This is a genomic window from Winogradskyella pulchriflava, assembly GCF_042434315.1.
Classification (GTDB): domain Bacteria; phylum Bacteroidota; class Bacteroidia; order Flavobacteriales; family Flavobacteriaceae; genus Winogradskyella; species Winogradskyella pulchriflava.
Window position 1 is genome coordinate 418,002 of sequence record NZ_JBHLTQ010000005.1, and the last position, 20,126, is coordinate 438,127.

The following is a 20,126-nucleotide window of genomic DNA, read 5'->3' on the forward strand; positions in this document are numbered from 1 at the left end:
ATAATACTATGCTTTTTCTATTGAGTATCTGCTATAATGATTTTTCATTTTAATTATACCTTCTTCTAATGAAATTAAATCTCTACCTAATAACTCTTTCATTTTAAAAATATCCGGACACCTTCTATTCATATCACCTTCCTTTAAAGACGGTAGGAAAATAATTTCAGATTTAGAATTTGTAATCTCTATGACTTTCTCTGCTAATTCTAATATACTAATCTCTATGTCATTACCAATATTGAGTACATCATTGACATATTTGTTGTCATACAACGCTTTTATACATGTATCTACATTATCATCAATATAACAGAATGATCTGGTTTGGCTACCATTACCATAAATAGGAATTGGTTGATTGTTTAAGGCCAATCTCATGAATCTTGGCATCACAAAGTCATTACTTTGCATTGGACCGTAAGTATTAAAAAAACGAAAAATAGTATAATCTAAGTTATATTCTCTTTGGTAAGCTTTAAAAAATGCTTCGCCAACATTTTTAACTATGGCATACGGTAACCTTGAGTTTAGAGGAGTTGTTTTTTCATTTTGTGGAATTTCAAACGGTTCTCCATAAACCTCAGATGAACTTGAATAAAAAACTCTTTTTACACCTGAGTTTTTAGATAAAGACAATATATTTTTAATACCATCAATATCGTTAAGTACATTTATAGGGTTACTAAGTGTTCGCTCAACACCAACAACGGCTGCATAATGAAATACATATTCAAATTTAAAAGTAGCAAAAATAGAGATTATGTCATTGTAGTCATTAACATTAGCTCTAATAAATTTTACATTTTTACGTTTAGGGACTTTAGAAATATCTCCTGTTGAGAGATTGTCTATAATAACTATTGTAACGTTATCAATTAAAGCTAATTTTGTTGCCAAGGAGCTACCCAGCTGTCCTGCCCCTCCCGTAATTAAAATATTTGTCATTAATAGAAAAACTTTTTATTAAAGACTTATATACTTAGGGAATATAATAGACTTTTAAAATTAGATATAAATGTAGTAATTGTTGTTAAACAAACAAAAAACATTTCTTATTTATATCATAATCAATTCTGGAACAATTCTATACACACCATAAACAATTAATATTAACATTAGGGCTAAATTAGCAACAGACAACTTTTTGGTAATATCGCCCACTTTTTCTAGATAGGCATAATAAATGATTGCCATTATAAAAATGGGAACCAACCAACGCAACTCTACATAAGATATTATTAGTAATGCAAATATAGAAGTAAGCGCCACCAATGAAAATGGTATATAATTTTTGACATTTAACAACGAAAGTTTCTTAATATTTATAAAGAAACAACCAATTACAATTAATAAAATTAAACTTAATTGTCTCGAGCCAAAATAAATAATACTCCAAAAATCTTTATAAAACTCCAATATGGTTAATTGAGGATTAAAAAAGAGACTTTGCAATAACGATTTTGGCAAGGCATCCTCACCATTTTCATTAATATAATTTTGAGTTTCAACAAAAGAAGGATGTTGATAGTTGGGTAATTTGCCTTCGTTAACCAGTAATTGGGCTAAATATTGCCTCTGTGTCCAATTGACATTTACATTCTCTGGTGGTTTTTTGGCATCATAAGATGGTTTACCATTTAACATAAAAGCAGGGATGTTTACAATCAAACACATCACCAAAACAATACTTGGAGCAATTATTTGTTTTGATATTATTTTTTTAGTTTTCAATGCAATAAACATACCTAATAGTAAAATAGGCATATATATAACTATTAGTTCTCGTGTAAAAATAGCAATAACAAGTGCTATTAATGCTAGAGATGGCTTCCATTCTTTTCCAATAATTACTTTATGAATTTCATTTAAAAATATGACTAAAGCCATAATAAAAAAGGCATCATTCGTTCCAATAAAAAAGACCTTGGCTGTACCTATAAAAAAAGTGAAATATATAAAAAACCAAAGCGTTGGCTTATTTCTACGGTAGATATAGTAATATAGAAGTAAAAGACAAAACACACTTGTTACTCTTAAAGCAATATAAGGTTCTAAAATTTTACTCAATGGATATACTATCAGTGCATGTGGTAAGGATATACCTTTTTCAATTGCTTTTATCCAACCTTCTTTATTTATAAAATTTAAATCAGATATAAACAATTGTTCATCTCCACTTCCAATAGAGAGGTTTAACATAAAATAAGCACCAATTAGCGCATATATAATAGTAATAACAAGAAGAGTTTTGCTAAATATGTGTTTCACTAATTAATGGTTTTTAAATTTTGTAAGCACCTCAACAACTTGCGAAGGATTCAGTTCGTAATACATTGGCAATCTTAATAAGCAATCTGTGAATTTATCACTATTACTAAGTACTCTACCATCGTGCCTATCATTATAGAATTTACTAGAGTGCAAGCTTATATAATGAAATACCGCTGAAATATCATTTCTTTGAAGATGATTTATAATTTGTCCACGATGATCTGCAGATTTGCAAACAATATAAAACATGTGTCCATTATTTGTTTCTTCTGATGGAATTGGCATTAACTGAATATTATTAGCTTCTGACCATAATTGTAAATGTTTTTGATAATAATGCCAGTGACTTAATCTTTTATTTTGAATATCCACAATATTCTCTAATTGCGCCCACAAAAAAGCAGCGATAATTTCTGATGGCAAAAATGAAGAACCTGTATCAACCCATCCATACTTATCAACTTCACCTCTAAAAAAAGCAGCTCTATTAGTCCCTTTTTCCCAAATGATTTCAGAACGCTCTATAAAACGATCATCATTTATCACTAAAAGTCCACCTTCACCTGATATTATATTTTTTGTTTCATGAAACGAAAATGTAGAAAAATGACCTATAGACCCCAAGTACTGACCATTACTTTTTGAACAAATGGCTTGTGCGGCATCTTCAATAACTATTAGGTTATACTTTTCTGATAATGCCATAATTTTTTTCATATCACAAGCTACACCAGCATAATGCACCACTACAATTGCTTTAGTTTTATGAGTTATTAAACTTTCAATTTTATCTGCATCTATATTAGGATTATCATTGTAAGAATCTGCAAAAACTATTTTGGCCCCTTGCCTCACAAAAGCTAAAGCAGATGACACAAATGTAAAACTAGGTACTATGATTTCATCTCCATTATTAATTTCACAAAGTATAGCACACATCTCTAAAGCATCTGTACAAGATGTTGTGAGCAATGCTTTTTTAAATCCGTAATTGGACTCAAAGTAGTTTTGGCATTTTTTTGTGTAATAACCATTTCCGGAAATCTTTTTCCGTTTTACAGCATCTTCTATATAAAATGTTTCTTTACCAGTAAAATACGGTTTATTGAATCCTATTTTCATTTGTCTATTATAAAGTTTAATCCATCATAAGTAAGTTCTTTGTAATATACAACATGCTTTTCGTGTCTATAGAAATCTTCGATATGGTGCGTTACTTTAGAGCTTTCGCTTTTATATACGGTAATCTTATAATGGTAAACACCTTTTAGTCTTTCTTTTTTATAATCATAGGCTATTCGCTTTGTTAAAGAATGGTAACCTACTCCTTCTTCATGAAATGTCTTATAGTCTTTTACATACAGCACATTTCTTCTGTAAAGTAAAGTAGTTCCAAAATAAAGAAAATCAGAATTATGATTGCTAAATATAAAAATATTATTTCCGTTATATGTTAACCGTTCTCCACTCTCACTGGTTATTGGCACAAGTTCCCAATCATTGGCATTTTTTTCTTTTCTGTATAAGACCATCCAATGATCTCCCATAGATAAGTCTTTTACATTAAAAACGGAAGGCACTTCTAATCCTGACCTATAGAGAGCAAGTCTAACATATTTACTCTTATCACCTAAAAAATTTGATGTATATTTTGAAATAAACGGAAAATATGTAAACACTAATATTACTAACAGTACACTGTACGAAGAATAAAATGTCTTTAAAAGTTTTGTGTTTAATTTTGGCTGAGCATTTTCTTTAGCATTATTATATTCATATTTAGCTATTTTACTCGTATTTACATTTCTTTTTATTGTCAATGATGGGAAAAGTATTAATAACCAAAGTATAATTTCAACATGTGGCAAATAGGAAAGGTTAATAACAAATAATGATATTAAAAAGAATTGCATTCCCCACCACTTCACGAAGAAGGTTCCAATTTTTGAAAACACAAGAAAAATCATAAAAAACTGAAAGATGCTTTGTAGTATACCTACTACAATACTAAATACACTTGAAATATTTGGGAAATTGGTCTCAAACCATCTGAACTCATTATAATATAAAGACAAATAACTATTAGATAGCAAACTTTTTACTGTTAAACCATTTATCCAAAAATAATCTTGTACATGCATAAGCAATGCACCAAAACTAATTAAGCCATATACAAAAAAAGCAAAAAAGTATACGAATGTTAATGATGATGTTGTATGTTTTCCAATGATATTATATTGAAACCTTAAAAATCTAGATAAAAAATATTGCCTTTTCAATAGTATATTATCAACAGAAAAATATTGTCCAGAATTCATCAATAAAAACACAAACAACGTCTGCATTAAAATGGTTGTACCAAGTGTGCTTGTATTAGCTACAGCATCATTAAACCTTACAAAAAACAACAATAATGCTGTTACTAACGGAACTGAAAAACCAACAGTAAAGAGAATTATTAAAATAAGGTTAGCAACACAAAACCATGAATTATAACCATAAAACAGGCTGTAATCGAAGGTGATTTCAAAAAATCTAACAAACATTATTAAGCCTAAGATAATTCTAAGAATGCCCGATTTTCTAAGTTCATCAGTAACCGATTTTACCTTTGGAAAGTACGATTTTTCAATAACTAATCTGTAGATAGATCGTGCAAACATCTTGATTAGCCGTTTGGGTTTTCTAAAACCGCTATTCCAAAACCTGTTTTCCCATAATCATTACCATTGTATAACATATAACGTTTATTATTATAATCAAATACACAAGGATAACTTATCATTTGAGAATCCCATCCTGATTTAGAAACATCGATTCCTACAGTTTTGTCTAATCGCTGCCAATTTATGCCATCAGATGACTCAGCATAACCTATTCTGTAGGTAGAAATATTATTATTCGCACGGAAAGAATACCACATTTTGTATATGCCACCATCCTTAATTACCCATGGTTTAGAAAGAGCATATTCATTTTTATGCTCTAAACCAACAACAATTTTATTAGTTCTCTCCCAATGGATACCATCTGTAGATTCGGCATATTTAAATACATGCTTCATATCCTCTTGTTTTTCTCCCCATGATAAATTAGAGCCATACCACATTCTATAAACATTATTTTCAAATAATATAGAAGGGTAAGAAATAGAAAAAGGATCTTCATGACTTCTGTCCATAATTGGAGCATTACTTGCTTTTACCCAAGTATCAGTTTCTGGGTCTAAAATAGCTAAACCTATTGTGTTTAGCCAAGGTACAGTAACCTTTAAATTCCAACCTAAATAATATAGAAATTTACGCTTACCTACATTTTGAAAACAACCCATAACGACTCCAGAATCATCAAACATACCTAGTTTACCTGGTTTAAGAACTGGTTCTTTTGCTATATTAACAACTTTAAAATCATCATCAAAATCAACATCAATATAAGCAATATGACTTCTGGACAGAGCATCTCTACATGTAAAGTATATGCGGTTTATAGAACCTTCTAGATTAGAAAAAACAGGATTAGATCCATGAGAATACATCCACTCATATTGCTTATCAGCTACAAATAAATGCTTTAATTTTTTCCAAGTCATTATAGTTTAATTTGGTCACTGTTTTTTTCTATTTTCACGGTTCTTGGAGCTACATAAACACCTTTTTCTATAGTGTTTTTGGAAATAATTGCTCCAGCTCCAAGCAATGTCTCTTTCTCTAAAGTTATTTTGTGTGCAAGTGTAGCATTAACACCTAAAAAACAATTGGATTTTATTCTACAATGACCAGATATGACTACATGAGAACTTACAAAATTGTGGTCATCAATTTGAGAATGATGTCCAATATGGTTACCACTCCAAAGCGTCACGTTATTTCCTATTTTCACAAAAGGTTGAATAGTATTGTCTTCGAAAATAAAACAATTATCACCATGAGCATACTGAGACACATAAGAGCATTTTGAACTAACATAAGACACTAATTCATAACCTTTTAACTTAGCTTCATTGTACTTTGCTTCTCTAATTTTATTCATTTTTGAATAACTTAAAGCAATGAACATTTTATAGTTGGAAGAAGGATATAAAGTTTCTATATCTTCAAAAGCAACTAAAGGCTTACCTTCAAAAGAATTGCTATTTATATAATCCCTATCTACCGTAAAAGCTATAACTTCATATTCGCTATCATTTTCAAAATAATAATTCGCTATTTGTGCTATATCACCAGTTCCAAAAATTATGATTTTTGCCATTTATTACACTTTTCTAACAATTATTGTAAATTCATATAAATCGTAGTCATGCAAGAGTGCTACATTTCTTGAAAACCTCTCTTTGCACAATTTGAAGTAAAACATTGGATCTGCATAAAAAAGATGAGGCCTCATATACTCTTCATCTGAATATGATGTTAAAATATTAAACGAGAACCCTTTTTTAGCTTTATTGTTAATTGACATTAAGGTCTTTTCTATATATGCTTCCCACTCTTTTGTATCGGTATCTAACTTAACATTAAAAATGCCACTAGCAATAATATAATCAACCGCTTCAATAGAGTCTATACTATTCAAAAACTCAATATTAGGCATATTATATTTCTGTTTAGCTTCTTTTATCATATCATCAGATATATCAAAACCAAAATATTCAAAATCCTTATAATTATTATCTATCAAATACTCAATGTAAGAACCAAACCCACAACCATAATCCATAATAGAAAAGTTCTCCTTTTCTTTTAGTACTTTGCTTAATTGATCAAATCTTAAGAAATGAGAAGCTTTACCATTCCAATCAACACCTTTACTCGTAGTACCATATTCACGTATTTTATCAGTGTAATATTTATCTACTTTATTTATAATATCCTTATTCATTAATATTTACTGATTTATCTATGATATATAAAGGTCGGTTTTTGGATTGAACAAATATTTTACCTACATAAAGTCCTAGAACACCAATGCTCATTAAGATTACACCAGTTGAAAATAAAATTGTAACAATTATACTAGGCCATCCAGGAAGAAGGTTATAGAAAAAATATTTTATTACTATAGAAATACTTGCTATGAATGAAATAAGTGATAACACCAACCCCAAATAAACACTTAACTTAAGCAGTTTGTCAGAGTGCGATGTCCAACCTTGAATTCCAATTTTTACAAGCTTAAAAAAACTATAACTTGACTTACCTTCAAATCTTTTATTATGCTCAACTGTAACAACCGTAGATTTAAACCCTATCCATTTCAGCATTTGTAAATACAGTCTATCTGTATCTTGCAACTTATTAAATTCTTCACCAACTCGCTTTGTAAACAAAACCAAAGAACCTGAATTTATATCATAATCACCTTTTGAAAAAAAGGTAAATAACCTATTGTAGATATAAGCATTTACCCTCTTTACAAACGTATGTTTTCGTTTTTTTCTTTTAGTAAAAACCACATCATAACCTTCCTTGTGTTTTTGTAATAATAGATGAATGTCTTTAGGGTTATCTTGCAAATCACAATCCATCAAAACAATAACATCTCCTTTTGCATTGGCTACTCCAGCACTTATTGCATAATGTTGTCCGAAATTTCTACTAAGTTTTATACCCTTAACAAATGATTTATTTTTACATTCTTCTTGAATTTTTTGCCATGAGTTATCAGGTCCACAATCATCCACTAAAATAATCTCGAAGTCGTTGGTAATAAGTTCCAATTCTGCTGTGATTCGTTTTACGAGCTCTGGAACAATTTTTTCTGCCATATAAACAGGACTGACTACCGAAATTTTCATTTTTTGCAGTGTTTTAAATAATATTTTGCATTATGGCCTTCATTGAAAATTAAGTCTAATATACTAACTGCATGTTCAAAATCATCATATAATTGGTCATATTCTGCATAATTTGAATAATCAAAATACTTAACATCTATATTTTCTGATGTAAATAAAGATTCATCCATATAATTTTTAGCCGCGCTACCAGTATAATATTCAGTAGCATTTAACTGCTTACACAAATCCACTAAACGCTCAGTTTTTCCTTCTTCTAATAGGCGATAATCACTTGAAAAGGATATTTTGGTATCGATATCAAGGTAATTACAAATATGACTTAAAAAATGATGATTAATTTCAGAAATTGTTACTTGTGTAGCTGATAAATACATACTTTCAATAAAATCTATAACATCATTATAACATCGTGCTTTTTTATAATTCTGCTTTAAGATGTTTAAATGTTTTATAGACCAACTAACTTCACTAATCTTAGTTTTATTAATATTTTGGTAAAATTTACCTTTTACTTCTACTGGTATAGTTAGCCATTTTAAACCATGGGGTGTTTTTATTTTGTTTCTATTACGCCAATCGCGCTTAGTGTATTGCATATCATCATACAATACAAATTCATCAACTAAAGCAATATTATCAAAATAACCTTTCCAAGGAATGTAATTAGATTGAGATATTGCAATTTTCATGAAATGAAATTCCTAATTTAAAAGATTTTTACTTACCTCAAATATAGTAATATCAGTATGAAAATTTTAAAATAATATTGGCGAAATATTACTACATAGTTTTTGTGACAAACAATTATATTAAAAAAACCTGCACTAAAGTATAAGTACAGGTTTTTCTATTCTCTATAAAGAGAATTATAAGATTAATTAAAATAATCCCAGGTAATTTTCAATCCTTCTCTAACTGTATATTGCGGTTTATAACCTAAAAGCTTTTCTGCTTTAGAAATATTTGCTAAAGAATCCCTAACATCACCTTGTCTTGGTGGACCATAAACGGCTTTCAAATCAGAGTTAGCAGCTATTCGAAGTGATTCCCATAGATAGTTTACTGTAATTCGTTCACCACAGGCTACATTAAAGACTTCATTTTTAGCATCTTTAGATGCAAAGAAACTCTTTATGTTCGCTTGCACAACATTATCTATAAATGTAAAATCTCTTGTCTGTTCTCCATCACCATTTATTTTTGAAGGCTTATTGTCTTTTAAAGCTTGCATAAATAATGGAATTACAGCAGCATAAGCACCATCAGGACTTTGCTTAGGACCAAAAACATTGAAGTATCTTAAACCTATTACATCGGTGTCATATGTCGTGCCAAAAACATCTGCATACAATTCATTCACATACTTAGTAACAGCATATGGTGATAATGGCTTTCCAATAGTATCTTCTACCTTAGGTAAAGACTTACTGTCTCCATAAGTAGAACTTGAAGCTGCATAAACCATACGTTTAACAGATGGACTGTCCTTAAGAGCAATCATCATATTTAAAAAACCAGAAATATTAACTTCATTAGTTGTTGCTGGGTCATTAATAGATCGAGGTACAGAACCTAAAGCCGCTTGATGTGACACGTAATCCATACCATCCATTGCTTTTTTACAGGTTTCTAAATCTCTAATATCACCTTCAATTAACTCAAAAGCTGGATTGTCATGAAACTCGGTTAAATTCTTACGATGACCGTTAGAAAAGTTATCTAAAACTCTTACTTTTTTAGCATTATACTTAAGTAAGTATTCCACAAGATTAGAGCCAATAAAGCCTCCGCCTCCTGTAATTAAAAAACTTAATTGAGATAAATCTTCGGTATGATGTGGGTTTGAGTACATAATTTAGTAGGGTGATTTGGTTTACAAGCGAGCATCTACAGCATCGTGTGGTAACAAAGATTTTACGTCAAAAACCACACATTTGTCAGATTTTAAATTGTCTATAGACATTTCTAAGAACTCGTTATGTGATACAGCTAATATTATGGAATCATAATCTGATTTTAATTCAGATGTTGACGATTTTAAATCCAAGTTATATTCATGTTTTACTTCTTCTGCTGAAGCCCATGGATCATATACATCTACATTTACATGATAGGATTGTAATTCTTCTATAATATCTATAACTCTAGAATTTCTAATATCTGGGCAATTTTCCTTGAAAGTAATTCCTAAAACAAGTGCATTAGAGCCTTTTATTGTTGCTCCTTTTTTAATCATCATTTTAACAGTCTCAGTCGCCACGTAACTTCCCATACTGTCATTCATCTTACGACCTGCTAATATAATTTCTGGGTTATAGCCAGACTCTATTGCTTTTTGAGCTAAATAATAAGGATCTACTCCAATACAATGTCCACCTACTAAACCAGGTGAGAACTTTAAAAAATTCCATTTAGTACCTGCTGCTTCTAAAACTGCTTTGGTATCAATATCAAGAAGTCTAAAAATCTTAGACAATTCATTAACAAAAGCAATATTGATATCACGTTGAGAATTTTCAATAACTTTAGCAGCTTCAGCAACCTTAATTGATGGTGCTAAATGTGTTCCAGCAGTAATTACAGTTTTATATAAATCATCTACTCTTTTTGCAATTTCCGGTGTTGATCCAGAGGTTACTTTCAAAATTTTTGTAACCGTATGATGTTTATCTCCTGGATTGATGCGCTCAGGTGAATAACCTGCGTAAAAATCTTTATTATATACTAAGCCAGATGTGCTTTCTACAACTGGGATACAAATATCCTCAGTAGCACCTGGATATACTGTAGATTCATATACTACAATATCACCTTTTTCCATGGCTTTACCTACAGTTTCACTTGCTTTAATTAAAGGTGTAAACACAGGCTTATTTAAAGCATCTGTTGGAGTTGGTACAGTAATTATATAAACGTTAGCAACTGATAATGCTTCTAAACTATCTGTGATATATAACCCTTTTTCTGCTTTTAGATCTGTTGTTAAAACAGATTTAAGGTTGTCATTTTCAACTTCTAGTGTTTTATCTAAACCAGAATTTAACTCGTTGATTCGCTGTTTGTTGATATCAAAACCAACAACGAAGAATTTTTTTGCAAATTCTACGGCAAGGGGCAAACCGACATAACCTAATCCTATGATTGCAATTTTGTCTTCTGAATGTGTCATTTGTTTAAAGTAGATTTTAAAATGAGCCTCAAATCTAAATAAAAACTATAATTCAGTACGTAGTTTTTGTTTATTTTCACTTTATCTACCCAAATAATCGTTCTATTGTAGTGCTCTGGGTCTTTTTGTCGTTCTAATACACGCTCTTCATCTTTATATTTTAATGTTGCCTCTCCAGTTATTCCAGGTTTTACCATTAAAATAATTCTATCCTCCCCTTCTAATTCGTCTGCAAAACCTTGAATATCTGGTCTTGGACCGACAAAACTCATATCACCAATAAGCACATTAAATAATTGTGGCAGCTCATCTAGTTTTGTCTTCCTTAGATATTTACCTATATATGTAGCACTCATATCTAGATGTCCAAGCTGGTGAAGCTCTTCTCTTAATGTTCTTACTTTATAGATTTTAAATAATCTACCATGTTGACCAACACGCCACTGAGAAAACACTCCATATCTTTTTGTGTCTATAGTAGCAATAGTAATTAAAATTAATATGGGTATTAACAGTATAGGGAGCAAAACCAATACTAAAACAACATCAAAAATGCGTTTAATTCTAAGTTGCGTTCTAGTAATCAAAATTTGAAATTTATTCTAGTTACAGTCTCCTAAACAAGTTCTTAACTTTTCTAAAGAATGATAGATTATCTTTTTCATGGTAAGCATTTCCATAAACACCATATCCATAACCGTAGCCATAGCCGTAGCCATAACCATAACCATAATTGTGATTATTTTTGTGCCTGTAGAAATTAAGCACAAAACTAATATTCTTTAGCTCACCTGTTCTATGCTTAGCATTTACCAATTGAAGCATACCCTTTTTGGTATAGTCTAATCTCACCATAAAGATGGTTGCGTCTGCATATTGTGTTAATTCTAAAGCATCTGTTACTAAACCTAATGGAGGCGTATCTAAAATAATTATATCATAATTCTGTTTAAACGTCTCTATGAGCTCTCTTAATTTCCCACCCATTAAAAGTTCTGATGGGTTTGGAGGTATAGGACCTGAAGGTATTACATCTAAATTCTCTATATGAGTATGGGTAACTATTTCGTCTAAACTACTATCATCAATTAAATAATTTACAATTCCTTTTTCGTTAGTAATGTTAAAATCGTCAAATATTTTAGGCTTACGTAAATCTAATCCTAATAAAATAGTTTTTTTGCCAGAAATAGCATAAACAGTAGCTATATTAATAGAGGTGAATGTCTTACCCTCTCCACTAACAGAAGATGTTACCATTAATGTATTAGCTCTTGAAGTCGGAGGATTATTCTTAAAAATAAATTGCAAACTAGACCTAATAGCCCTAAATGATTCCGCAACAGCAGACTTAGGCTTTTCGTAAGCCACTAAATTGTTTTTGTAACGGTATTTACCAATGAGTCCTAAAATAGGGATTTTAGACATTTTAGTAATCTCATCAGAGCCGTGAATTGTGCTATCTAATAAATAAATGACAAATATTAAAAACATTGGTGTAAAAAAACCAATCATTAATGCCATCATATAGTTAAGCGATTTCTTAGGACCTATTGGCGCATTACCAATATCCTTTGCTTCATCTATCACATTAATATCAGATACATTTGCTGCTTTTACTATTGCAGCTTCACCTCGTTTTGCTTGGTAAATATTATAAGCCTCTCTGCTTAAATCTAACTTTCTTTGTATTTTTAAGTATTCTTGCTGATCGGCAGGTAAATCCAACAGTTCCGCTTCGATATTAGCAATTTTACGATTTATTGTATTTAACTGAACACCTATTGTTTGCTTAGTAACACCAATAGCCTCTAGTAAAACACTTTTTTCTGTTTCTATACGCCTATCTAATTCATCAAAAAGAATAGACCCTTCTTTTGTAGAGTATTCTAAATTTCGACGCTCTACAGATAAACTTATTATTTTGCTAACACTAGATAAGATATTTTGTTCTTCAATACCTACTGAAGATGGTGCAGAAATCTTAGTGTAGTCATTTTGGTTTATTAAATATTTTTCTAAACTATTTAGGTAATTTAGTTTAGACTGCTCCTCTAATTTTTCTTTGTCAAATTCTTTTAATAAATCAGATTTTTGAACAATTTCTTCTTCAACATTAAAAACTTTATTAGTTTTTCTAAAATCATTCATTTCATCTGTGATAGCCTTTAAATCTGAATTCACAGCACCAAGACTACTATCTATAAACTTAATTGTGTTAGTAGCATATAGGTTTTTACGCTCTAACTCTGTTCTGCTTAATATCGCAGAGGTAGCATTTAGGTAATCTACAATCTTGGATTTATTATTACCAATTAAAGACAAGCTTAACACAGAAGATGCGTCTTTAGATGTAGGCTCTATTTTAATACTATTTTTATAGTTATTTACTACGCTGTCAAAATTCAAATATTTAATAAAAAAAGCATCGTCTTTAGATATATTGACATCTGGCTTTAAGGTAACTATTCCATTAAAAAAAGGAAGGTTTACAGTTTGTCCAAAATTAAATTTCCGAGAGAAAATTCCTTTTTGAACTGTAACATTTAACTTATCTTTTGTCTCATATACTTGACACAATACACTTTCAGTCTCAAACTCATAATGCAATTCATAAGTTGAATTATCAATGATTTTAACCTCAATAGGCTTACCAAGCATTTGAGGTCTAGATTTATCTGTGATAACTTCAAATGGTGCAGCTTTGTAAATATCTTCTAGGTGGTATTTTCCTTCTTTTAGATATTGTTTATAGTATTCTAATGAGTCAACAACGAGTTCATTATGAGTCCTTGTTTTGATTTCAGTAATAATGCTCCCTACCTTACCAGATACTCCGCCCCAATTAAATGATATACTTGTATTAGCTGTAAAAAAAGGATTTTGGTCATTATTTACGGTAATCAACGAATCTAATCTATAAATATTCTGTTTTCTTACATTAATAAAATATGCAATAACCAATGCTACACCCACACAAAGCAATACCATTTTCCAAAGGTTAAGGGCTTTAAATAAAAAACCCTTAAAATCAAAGCCTACACGCTGAGAATCAACTATTTCACTATCTTCAAAGTCTTTATAATCCATTCTATTATAAGCGTGAAAAAATTAATATTCCTGAAGTAATTAACGATACTACTGTAGCAATTGTACTTAAACTAGACACAGCTGTTTCTCCAGTTCCAATTGATTTTTGCCTAAGTGGTTTAACGTAAATAATATCATTTGGCTGTATATAGTAATACGGAGATTTCATAACATTAATGTCAGTCAAATCTAAACTATGTATCTTTTGCCCCTGAGGATATTGACGAATAATCATCACCTCCTTCTTATTTCCTGTAACAGGTATATCACCTGCATTTGCAATAGCCTCAAATATATTAACTCGCTCTTTAAACAATGTTATTGTACCAGGATTAGTAATTTCACCATTTGTAGTATATCGTAGACCAGCAAGTTTTACAGTAACAAAAATATTTGAAGTTTCTTTAAACTGTTCGTCTAACAATTGCTTTTTTATCTTATCCTCAATTTCAAAAGTTGTATAACCCAATACATTAAGCTCTCCTAAAGTAGGAATACGAATATTCCCATGAACATCTACTGTAAAACCATCAAAATAAGCACGCTCAGCACTACTAGCATTAAGATTACCATCTCCAATTGGATTAAAAATCTGTACATTCTTTTGGTCTAAAACCTTAATCCTAATATTCAAAATATCATCAATCTGTACTCTGTAAGGTTTTTGTACTTCAGATAGATTGTATGGAATAGTATCATTAGTGGCATTTCCTTTGTTCTGTAAATAAACAGTGTCTTTATGCGGAATACAAGATGAAACGATGATGCAACTTAGAACAACAATCAAAAGCTTAATGCTTCTCATAGGTAAATTATATGTTTACAGACAAATATAATGTATCAACAGCAATAACAAAACAATTGAGTTTCTTTTTGGTTTATTTACGTTATTTGTAAAAAAATTGATTTGAATTACCTTAACGTAGAAAATATATCCAAGTCTTACGGAGAGCTTGTACTCTTTAAAGATTTATCTTTTAGCATCCATAAAGATCAAAAGATTGCTTTTGTTGCCAAAAACGGAAGTGGAAAAACATCTATTCTAAATATTTTATCTGGAAAAGACACTCCAGATGAAGGTCAAGTAGTTGTTAGAAAAGGCTTAAAACTTGCTTTCTTAGACCAAGAACCAGATTTAGACACCAAGCTTACAGTTGAAGAAACCATTTTTGCATCAGACATTCCGATTCTAAAAATAATTGAAGCTTATGAAAAAGCTTTAAAAAATCCTGAAGATACTGAAGCTTATCAACTCGCTTTTGAAGCTATGGACAGAAACAATGCTTGGGAATTTGAAACACAATATCAGCAAACTTTATCCCAACTTAAGCTAAATGATTTAACCATGAAGGTGAGCACACTTTCTGGAGGGCAAAAAAAGCGTTTAGCACTAGCACAAGCATTACTGAGTAAACCAGATATATTGGTTTTAGATGAGCCAACCAACCATCTCGATTTAGAAATGATTGAATGGCTAGAGGATTATTTTGCAAAAACACAGCAAACCCTTTTTATGGTAACGCACGACCGTTATTTTCTTGAGCGTGTATGTAATGAGATTATTGAATTAGACCAAGGACAACTCTACACCTACAAAGGCAATTACTCTTATTACTTAGAGAAAAAAGAAGCTCGAATTGAAAACGAAACTACCGAAGTCGGCAAGGCAAAACAACTATTTAAAAAGGAACTCGATTGGATGCGTCGTCAACCAAAAGCTAGAACCACTAAATCCAAAAGTAGAATTGATGATTTTTTTGAAATAAAGAAAAAAGCGCATCAAAGACGAAAAGACCATCAAGTACAACTTGAAATTAATATGGAACGTTTAGGTAGTAAAATTATAGAATTCCATAATGTTTCAAAATCTTTTAAGGACAAGACCATTTTAGATGGATTTGATTACACCTTTAAAAAAGGAGAACGTATTGGTATCATTGGAAAAAATGGCACTGGAAAATCCACTTTTCTAAATTTATTGACACAGAGTTTACAACCAGATGGTGGTAAAATAGTCATTGGAGAAACCGTAAAAATTGGTTATTACACCCAAGGTGGAATTACAGTAAAACCAGAACAAAAAGTCATTGATGTCATTAAGGAGTTTGGTGATTATATTCCTCTAGCAAAAGGCAGACAAATAAGCGCGCAACAATTACTGGAGCGTTTTTTATTCGATCGTAAAAAACAATATGATTTTGTTGAAAAATTAAGTGGTGGTGAACAAAAACGCTTGTATCTATGTACAGTTTTAATTCAGAACCCAAATGTTTTAATCTTAGATGAGCCAACTAACGATTTGGACATCGTTACCCTAAACGTGTTAGAAGATTTCTTAATGGATTTTCCTGGAGTACTATTGGTCGTTTCTCACGACCGTTACTTTATGGACAAAATCGTAGATCATTTATTTGTATTTAGAGGAGATGGTTTGGTTGATGATTTTCCTGGCAATTACTCAGACTTTAGAGCTTATGACAGCAGCCAACCAAAACAAATAGAACAAACTGAAAAAACAGATAATACTAAGATTATAAAACAAAATGAAGCTAATAAATTATCATACAACGAGCAGAAAGAGTATAAAAATTTAGAATCTAAAATTAGATCGTTAGAGTTAGATAAAACAGCATTAGAAGCTAAGTTCAACAATCCTGAATTATCCCAAGACGATATTAATAAACTGTCAGAAGAATTACAGGGCATCATTGATACTATTGAAGAAAAGGAAATGCGTTGGTTTGAGTTGGCTGAGCGATTGGAAGAATAAGGGTTTCTCGCAAAGTCGCGAAGACGCAAAGAAGAAAGATGGTCGATTATTATGAATAAAAACAATAACCCAATAACTGAATAACTTACGCTTAACAACTTTGGCATCTGCGCCTTTGCGAGAACAACTTTGAAAGAAACAAATGCATCAATTAGTATCCTACATAAAATTCCTCCTAAACTCCACCAACCAACACGGTGTACACTCGCCATTTGTGTATGATTTTGTTACAAAATGTTTGTATGACAAAGAAAAACATCCTGCATACACGGAGCTAAATAATTACAGAAGCGTTTTAAGACATTCAAAAATAGAATTAGAAATTACCGACCTAGGCGAAGGCTCTAGAGTTTTAGGCTCAAGCAAACGGAAAGTGAGCCATATGATAAAGACTTCGAGCAGCTCAAAACAAGAATCTGAGCTATTGTTTAGGGTTTCAAAATATTTCAATTTCAAAACAATCCTAGAGTTAGGCACTTCCTTAGGCATGGGAACATATGCTTTAGCTTTAGCAAATAAAAATACCGAAATCATTACCATTGAAGGTTGTGCCAATACATCCAATTTCACAAAATCTCAATTCAAAAATCTACTTACAACCAATATCAATTTTAAAATTGGTGCATTTTCTTCAGAAATTCAAAAATTAGACGAAACTCATTTTGATTGCGTCTATTTTGATGGTCATCATAACAAAGATGCTACAATTCAATATTTTAATGCGCTTTTACCAAAGGCTCACAACGATTCAGTTTTTATTTTTGACGACATCTATTGGTCTAAAGGCATGACCGAAGCATGGAAATACATAAAAACGCATCCTGATGTTATGGTAACTGTGGATTGTTTTCATTTAGGTTTTGTATTTTTCAGAAAAGAACAAGTCAAAGAACATTTTAAAATTAGAATTTAAAATTCTTTAATGACAAATACCGCTTTATAATGTCACCTTGAGCACAGTCGAAAGGCGAAACCCAATTCTTATTTTTTATTTTATTGATATTGTAACAACCTTACAACTTTAACGTCTAATTTTGAGAACTGACTTTTAATTTCTTTTATCTTGCAAGATAAAAGCAACCAACATCTGTAACTATGAGTGACAACGTCATTGAGATTAGAGGCATCATTAGAGATTTTAAATTAGGACAAGAAATTGTTCATGTCTTAAAAGGCATAGATTTAGACATAAAACGTGGCGAATATGTCGCTATTATGGGACCATCTGGCTCTGGTAAATCTACACTGATGAATTTATTAGGATGCTTAGATACACCTACAGCAGGAATGTATAGACTTAATGGAAAAGATGTTAGTCAAATGTCGGATGATGAATTAGCGGAGATTAGAAATACTGAAATCGGATTCGTTTTTCAAACCTTTAACCTCCTACCTAGAACCACAGCTTTAGATAATGTAGCATTACCAATGATTTATGCTGGTGCATCAAAAAAAGTAAGAGAAGAACGTGCAACACAAGTTCTAACTGATGTTGGCTTGGCAGACCGTATGGACCATAAACCAAATCAGCTTTCTGGTGGTCAAAGACAACGTGTTGCAGTAGGCAGAGCATTAGTTAACAAACCTTCTATTATCTTAGCAGATGAGCCTACAGGTAATTTAGATTCTAAAACTGGTACAGAAATTATGGCTTTGTTCGATGAAATCCATGCTGCTGGTAACACCGTTATTATGGTAACGCACGAAGAAGAAATTGCAGCGCACGCTAAACGTGTTATTCGTTTGCGTGATGGTATTATTGAGAGTGACACTTATAATCAGTAGTTAGTGGTTAGTGATTAGTGATTAGTGATTAGTGATTAGTGATTAGTGGAACTAACAATTACTAGATTATTCTAAATTATACTTTTACGATTTCAATTCTTTTCGTCTCTGCGACTTTGCGAGGAACTTCAAACTTCAAACTCCATGCTTCGTACTTCAAGCTTAAATACGTAACTTTGAATATTGAATTTTAAACTTCAAACCATTGAAAGTCTACACAAAAACAGGAGATAAAGGTACTACTGCCCTATTTGGTGGCACACGAGTTCCTAAACATCATATTCGCATAGAAAGCTACGGCACTATTGATGAGCTTAACTCGCATATTGGGCTCATAAGAGATCAGGATATAGATCAATTATACAAAAACACTTTGATGCATATTCAAGATCGTTTATTTACAGTTGGCGCCATTTTAGCAACCGATCCAGAAAAAGCAACATTAAAAAGCGGTAAGGCTCGGTTAAATATTCCAAAGATTTCCAACGAAGATATTGAACGTCTTGAGAAAGAAATGGACCAAATGGAAAACAGCTTACCTCCAATGACACACTTTGTATTACCAGGAGGTCATCAAACCGTGTCATTCTGTCACATTGCTCGTACAGTTTGCCGTAGAGCCGAACGTTTGGCGTCTCACCTTAACGAATTAGAACCATTTCAACCTGAGACTTTAATGTATATTAATAGACTATCTGACTATCTTTTTGTATTGGCACGGAAGTTGTCACATGATTTGCAGGCCGAAGAGATTAAATGGATTCCTAATAAAGAATCGTAATTCATTTTTCCAGAGCCAGTTTAGGTTTAACAATTGCAATAGTTAACCCTAAATAAAAGTTGAAGATTATACGTTCTTTCTATTAATGATTAATTAATTTGATTTTTTCTTGAATTATTCAACTAAAAAATTATTTTTGCAAAAATTAAAATTACAACGCAAATGTATTGGACATTAGAATTAGCATCTTATTTAAGTGATGCACCTTGGCCAGCAACAAAAGACGAACTTATTGACTACGCAATTAGAACAGGAGCTCCTTTAGAAGTTGTTGAAAATTTACAAGCGATAGAGGATGAAGGTGATTCCTATGACTCTATTGAAGAAATTTGGCCAGACTATCCAACTGATGAAGATTACCTCTGGAATGAGGATGAATATTAACATATAATATTATCACAAAAAAGTCTCTTGCGTTATCTTAACTGAGAGACTTTTTTTATTTTCGAAAACTCGAAAA

19 protein-coding genes are annotated in these 20,126 nt (G+C 31.2%); 5 read left to right on the forward strand and 14 right to left on the reverse strand.

All coding sequences use genetic code 11. The features are described from left to right. Nucleotides 1-6 precede the first annotated feature (6 nt). The 14 genes from ACFFGA_RS11225 to ACFFGA_RS11290 form a co-directional block, all read right to left on the reverse strand. A complete protein-coding gene (locus ACFFGA_RS11225) occupies nucleotides 7-948 on the reverse strand; it encodes an NAD-dependent epimerase/dehydratase family protein (RefSeq protein WP_386063937.1) in 942 nt (313 codons plus the stop codon). 111 nt (nucleotides 949-1,059) lie between these two features. Next, nucleotides 1,060-2,271 (reverse strand): hypothetical protein, encoded by a 1,212-nt coding sequence (locus ACFFGA_RS11230; RefSeq protein ID WP_386063940.1) that lies wholly within the window; start codon nucleotides 2,269-2,271, stop codon nucleotides 1,060-1,062. A gap of 3 nt (nucleotides 2,272-2,274) precedes the next feature. Further along, nucleotides 2,275-3,396 carry a dTDP-4-amino-4,6-dideoxygalactose transaminase gene (rffA, locus tag ACFFGA_RS11235; RefSeq protein ID WP_386063943.1) on the reverse strand — a complete coding sequence of 374 codons (1,122 nt, stop codon included), beginning with the start codon at nucleotides 3,394-3,396 and terminating at the stop codon, nucleotides 2,275-2,277. Further along, a complete protein-coding gene (locus ACFFGA_RS11240) occupies nucleotides 3,393-4,937 on the reverse strand; it encodes a hypothetical protein (RefSeq protein ID WP_386063946.1) in 1,545 nt (514 codons plus the stop codon). The genes rffA and ACFFGA_RS11240 overlap by 4 nt, the downstream gene beginning before the upstream one ends. A gap of 5 nt (nucleotides 4,938-4,942) precedes the next feature. Further along, the gene (locus ACFFGA_RS11245) at nucleotides 4,943-5,866 is read right to left on the reverse strand and encodes a glycoside hydrolase family protein (RefSeq protein ID WP_386063949.1); all 924 of its coding nucleotides are present in this window, start codon (nucleotides 5,864-5,866) and stop codon (nucleotides 4,943-4,945) included. After that, nucleotides 5,866-6,525, reverse strand: a complete 660-nt coding sequence (locus ACFFGA_RS11250; RefSeq protein WP_386063951.1) for an acetyltransferase — start codon at nucleotides 6,523-6,525, stop codon at nucleotides 5,866-5,868. The genes ACFFGA_RS11245 and ACFFGA_RS11250 overlap by 1 nt, the downstream gene beginning before the upstream one ends. Nucleotides 6,526-6,528: 3 nt before the next feature. Continuing rightward, a complete protein-coding gene (locus tag ACFFGA_RS11255; protein WP_386063954.1) occupies nucleotides 6,529-7,152 on the reverse strand; it encodes a class I SAM-dependent methyltransferase in 624 nt (207 codons plus the stop codon). Further along, the gene (locus tag ACFFGA_RS11260; protein ID WP_386063957.1) at nucleotides 7,145-8,068 is read right to left on the reverse strand and encodes a glycosyltransferase family 2 protein; all 924 of its coding nucleotides are present in this window, start codon (nucleotides 8,066-8,068) and stop codon (nucleotides 7,145-7,147) included. The genes ACFFGA_RS11255 and ACFFGA_RS11260 overlap by 8 nt, the downstream gene beginning before the upstream one ends. After that, nucleotides 8,065-8,760, reverse strand: coding sequence for a WbqC family protein (locus ACFFGA_RS11265; protein ID WP_386063960.1), 696 nt, complete (start codon nucleotides 8,758-8,760; stop codon nucleotides 8,065-8,067). The genes ACFFGA_RS11260 and ACFFGA_RS11265 overlap by 4 nt, the downstream gene beginning before the upstream one ends. Before the next feature lie 185 nt (nucleotides 8,761-8,945). After that, a complete protein-coding gene (locus ACFFGA_RS11270; RefSeq protein WP_386063963.1) occupies nucleotides 8,946-9,923 on the reverse strand; it encodes an SDR family oxidoreductase in 978 nt (325 codons plus the stop codon). Between the two features lie 21 nt (nucleotides 9,924-9,944). Continuing rightward, the gene (locus tag ACFFGA_RS11275) at nucleotides 9,945-11,240 is read right to left on the reverse strand and encodes a nucleotide sugar dehydrogenase (protein ID WP_386063966.1); all 1,296 of its coding nucleotides are present in this window, start codon (nucleotides 11,238-11,240) and stop codon (nucleotides 9,945-9,947) included. Next, the gene (locus ACFFGA_RS11280) at nucleotides 11,237-11,827 is read right to left on the reverse strand and encodes a sugar transferase (RefSeq protein WP_386063968.1); all 591 of its coding nucleotides are present in this window, start codon (nucleotides 11,825-11,827) and stop codon (nucleotides 11,237-11,239) included. The genes ACFFGA_RS11275 and ACFFGA_RS11280 overlap by 4 nt, the downstream gene beginning before the upstream one ends. Before the next feature lie 19 nt (nucleotides 11,828-11,846). Next, on the reverse strand, nucleotides 11,847-14,330 hold the full coding sequence (locus ACFFGA_RS11285) for a polysaccharide biosynthesis tyrosine autokinase (protein WP_386063971.1): 2,484 nt from the start codon (nucleotides 14,328-14,330) through the stop codon (nucleotides 11,847-11,849). A gap of 4 nt (nucleotides 14,331-14,334) precedes the next feature. Next, the gene (locus ACFFGA_RS11290; protein WP_386063974.1) at nucleotides 14,335-15,135 is read right to left on the reverse strand and encodes a polysaccharide biosynthesis/export family protein; all 801 of its coding nucleotides are present in this window, start codon (nucleotides 15,133-15,135) and stop codon (nucleotides 14,335-14,337) included. 102 nt (nucleotides 15,136-15,237) lie between these two features. On the opposite strand from ACFFGA_RS11290, the gene ACFFGA_RS11295 reads away from it, so the two are divergent. From ACFFGA_RS11295 to ACFFGA_RS11315, 5 genes are all read left to right on the forward strand, one after another. Beyond that, nucleotides 15,238-17,100 carry an ABC-F family ATP-binding cassette domain-containing protein gene (locus ACFFGA_RS11295; protein WP_386063977.1) on the forward strand — a complete coding sequence of 621 codons (1,863 nt, stop codon included), beginning with the start codon at nucleotides 15,238-15,240 and terminating at the stop codon, nucleotides 17,098-17,100. A 142-nt stretch (nucleotides 17,101-17,242) separates the two neighbouring features. Then, nucleotides 17,243-18,013 (forward strand): O-methyltransferase, encoded by a 771-nt coding sequence (locus ACFFGA_RS11300; protein ID WP_386063979.1) that lies wholly within the window; start codon nucleotides 17,243-17,245, stop codon nucleotides 18,011-18,013. 182 nt (nucleotides 18,014-18,195) lie between these two features. Further along, nucleotides 18,196-18,885, forward strand: a complete 690-nt coding sequence (locus tag ACFFGA_RS11305; RefSeq protein ID WP_386063982.1) for an ABC transporter ATP-binding protein — start codon at nucleotides 18,196-18,198, stop codon at nucleotides 18,883-18,885. Nucleotides 18,886-19,090: 205 nt separating this feature from the next. Beyond that, a complete protein-coding gene (locus ACFFGA_RS11310) occupies nucleotides 19,091-19,666 on the forward strand; it encodes a cob(I)yrinic acid a,c-diamide adenosyltransferase (protein ID WP_386063984.1) in 576 nt (191 codons plus the stop codon). Between the two features lie 162 nt (nucleotides 19,667-19,828). Beyond that, a complete protein-coding gene (locus ACFFGA_RS11315) occupies nucleotides 19,829-20,050 on the forward strand; it encodes a DUF2795 domain-containing protein (protein ID WP_008272287.1) in 222 nt (73 codons plus the stop codon). Nucleotides 20,051-20,126: the final 76 nt, after the last annotated feature.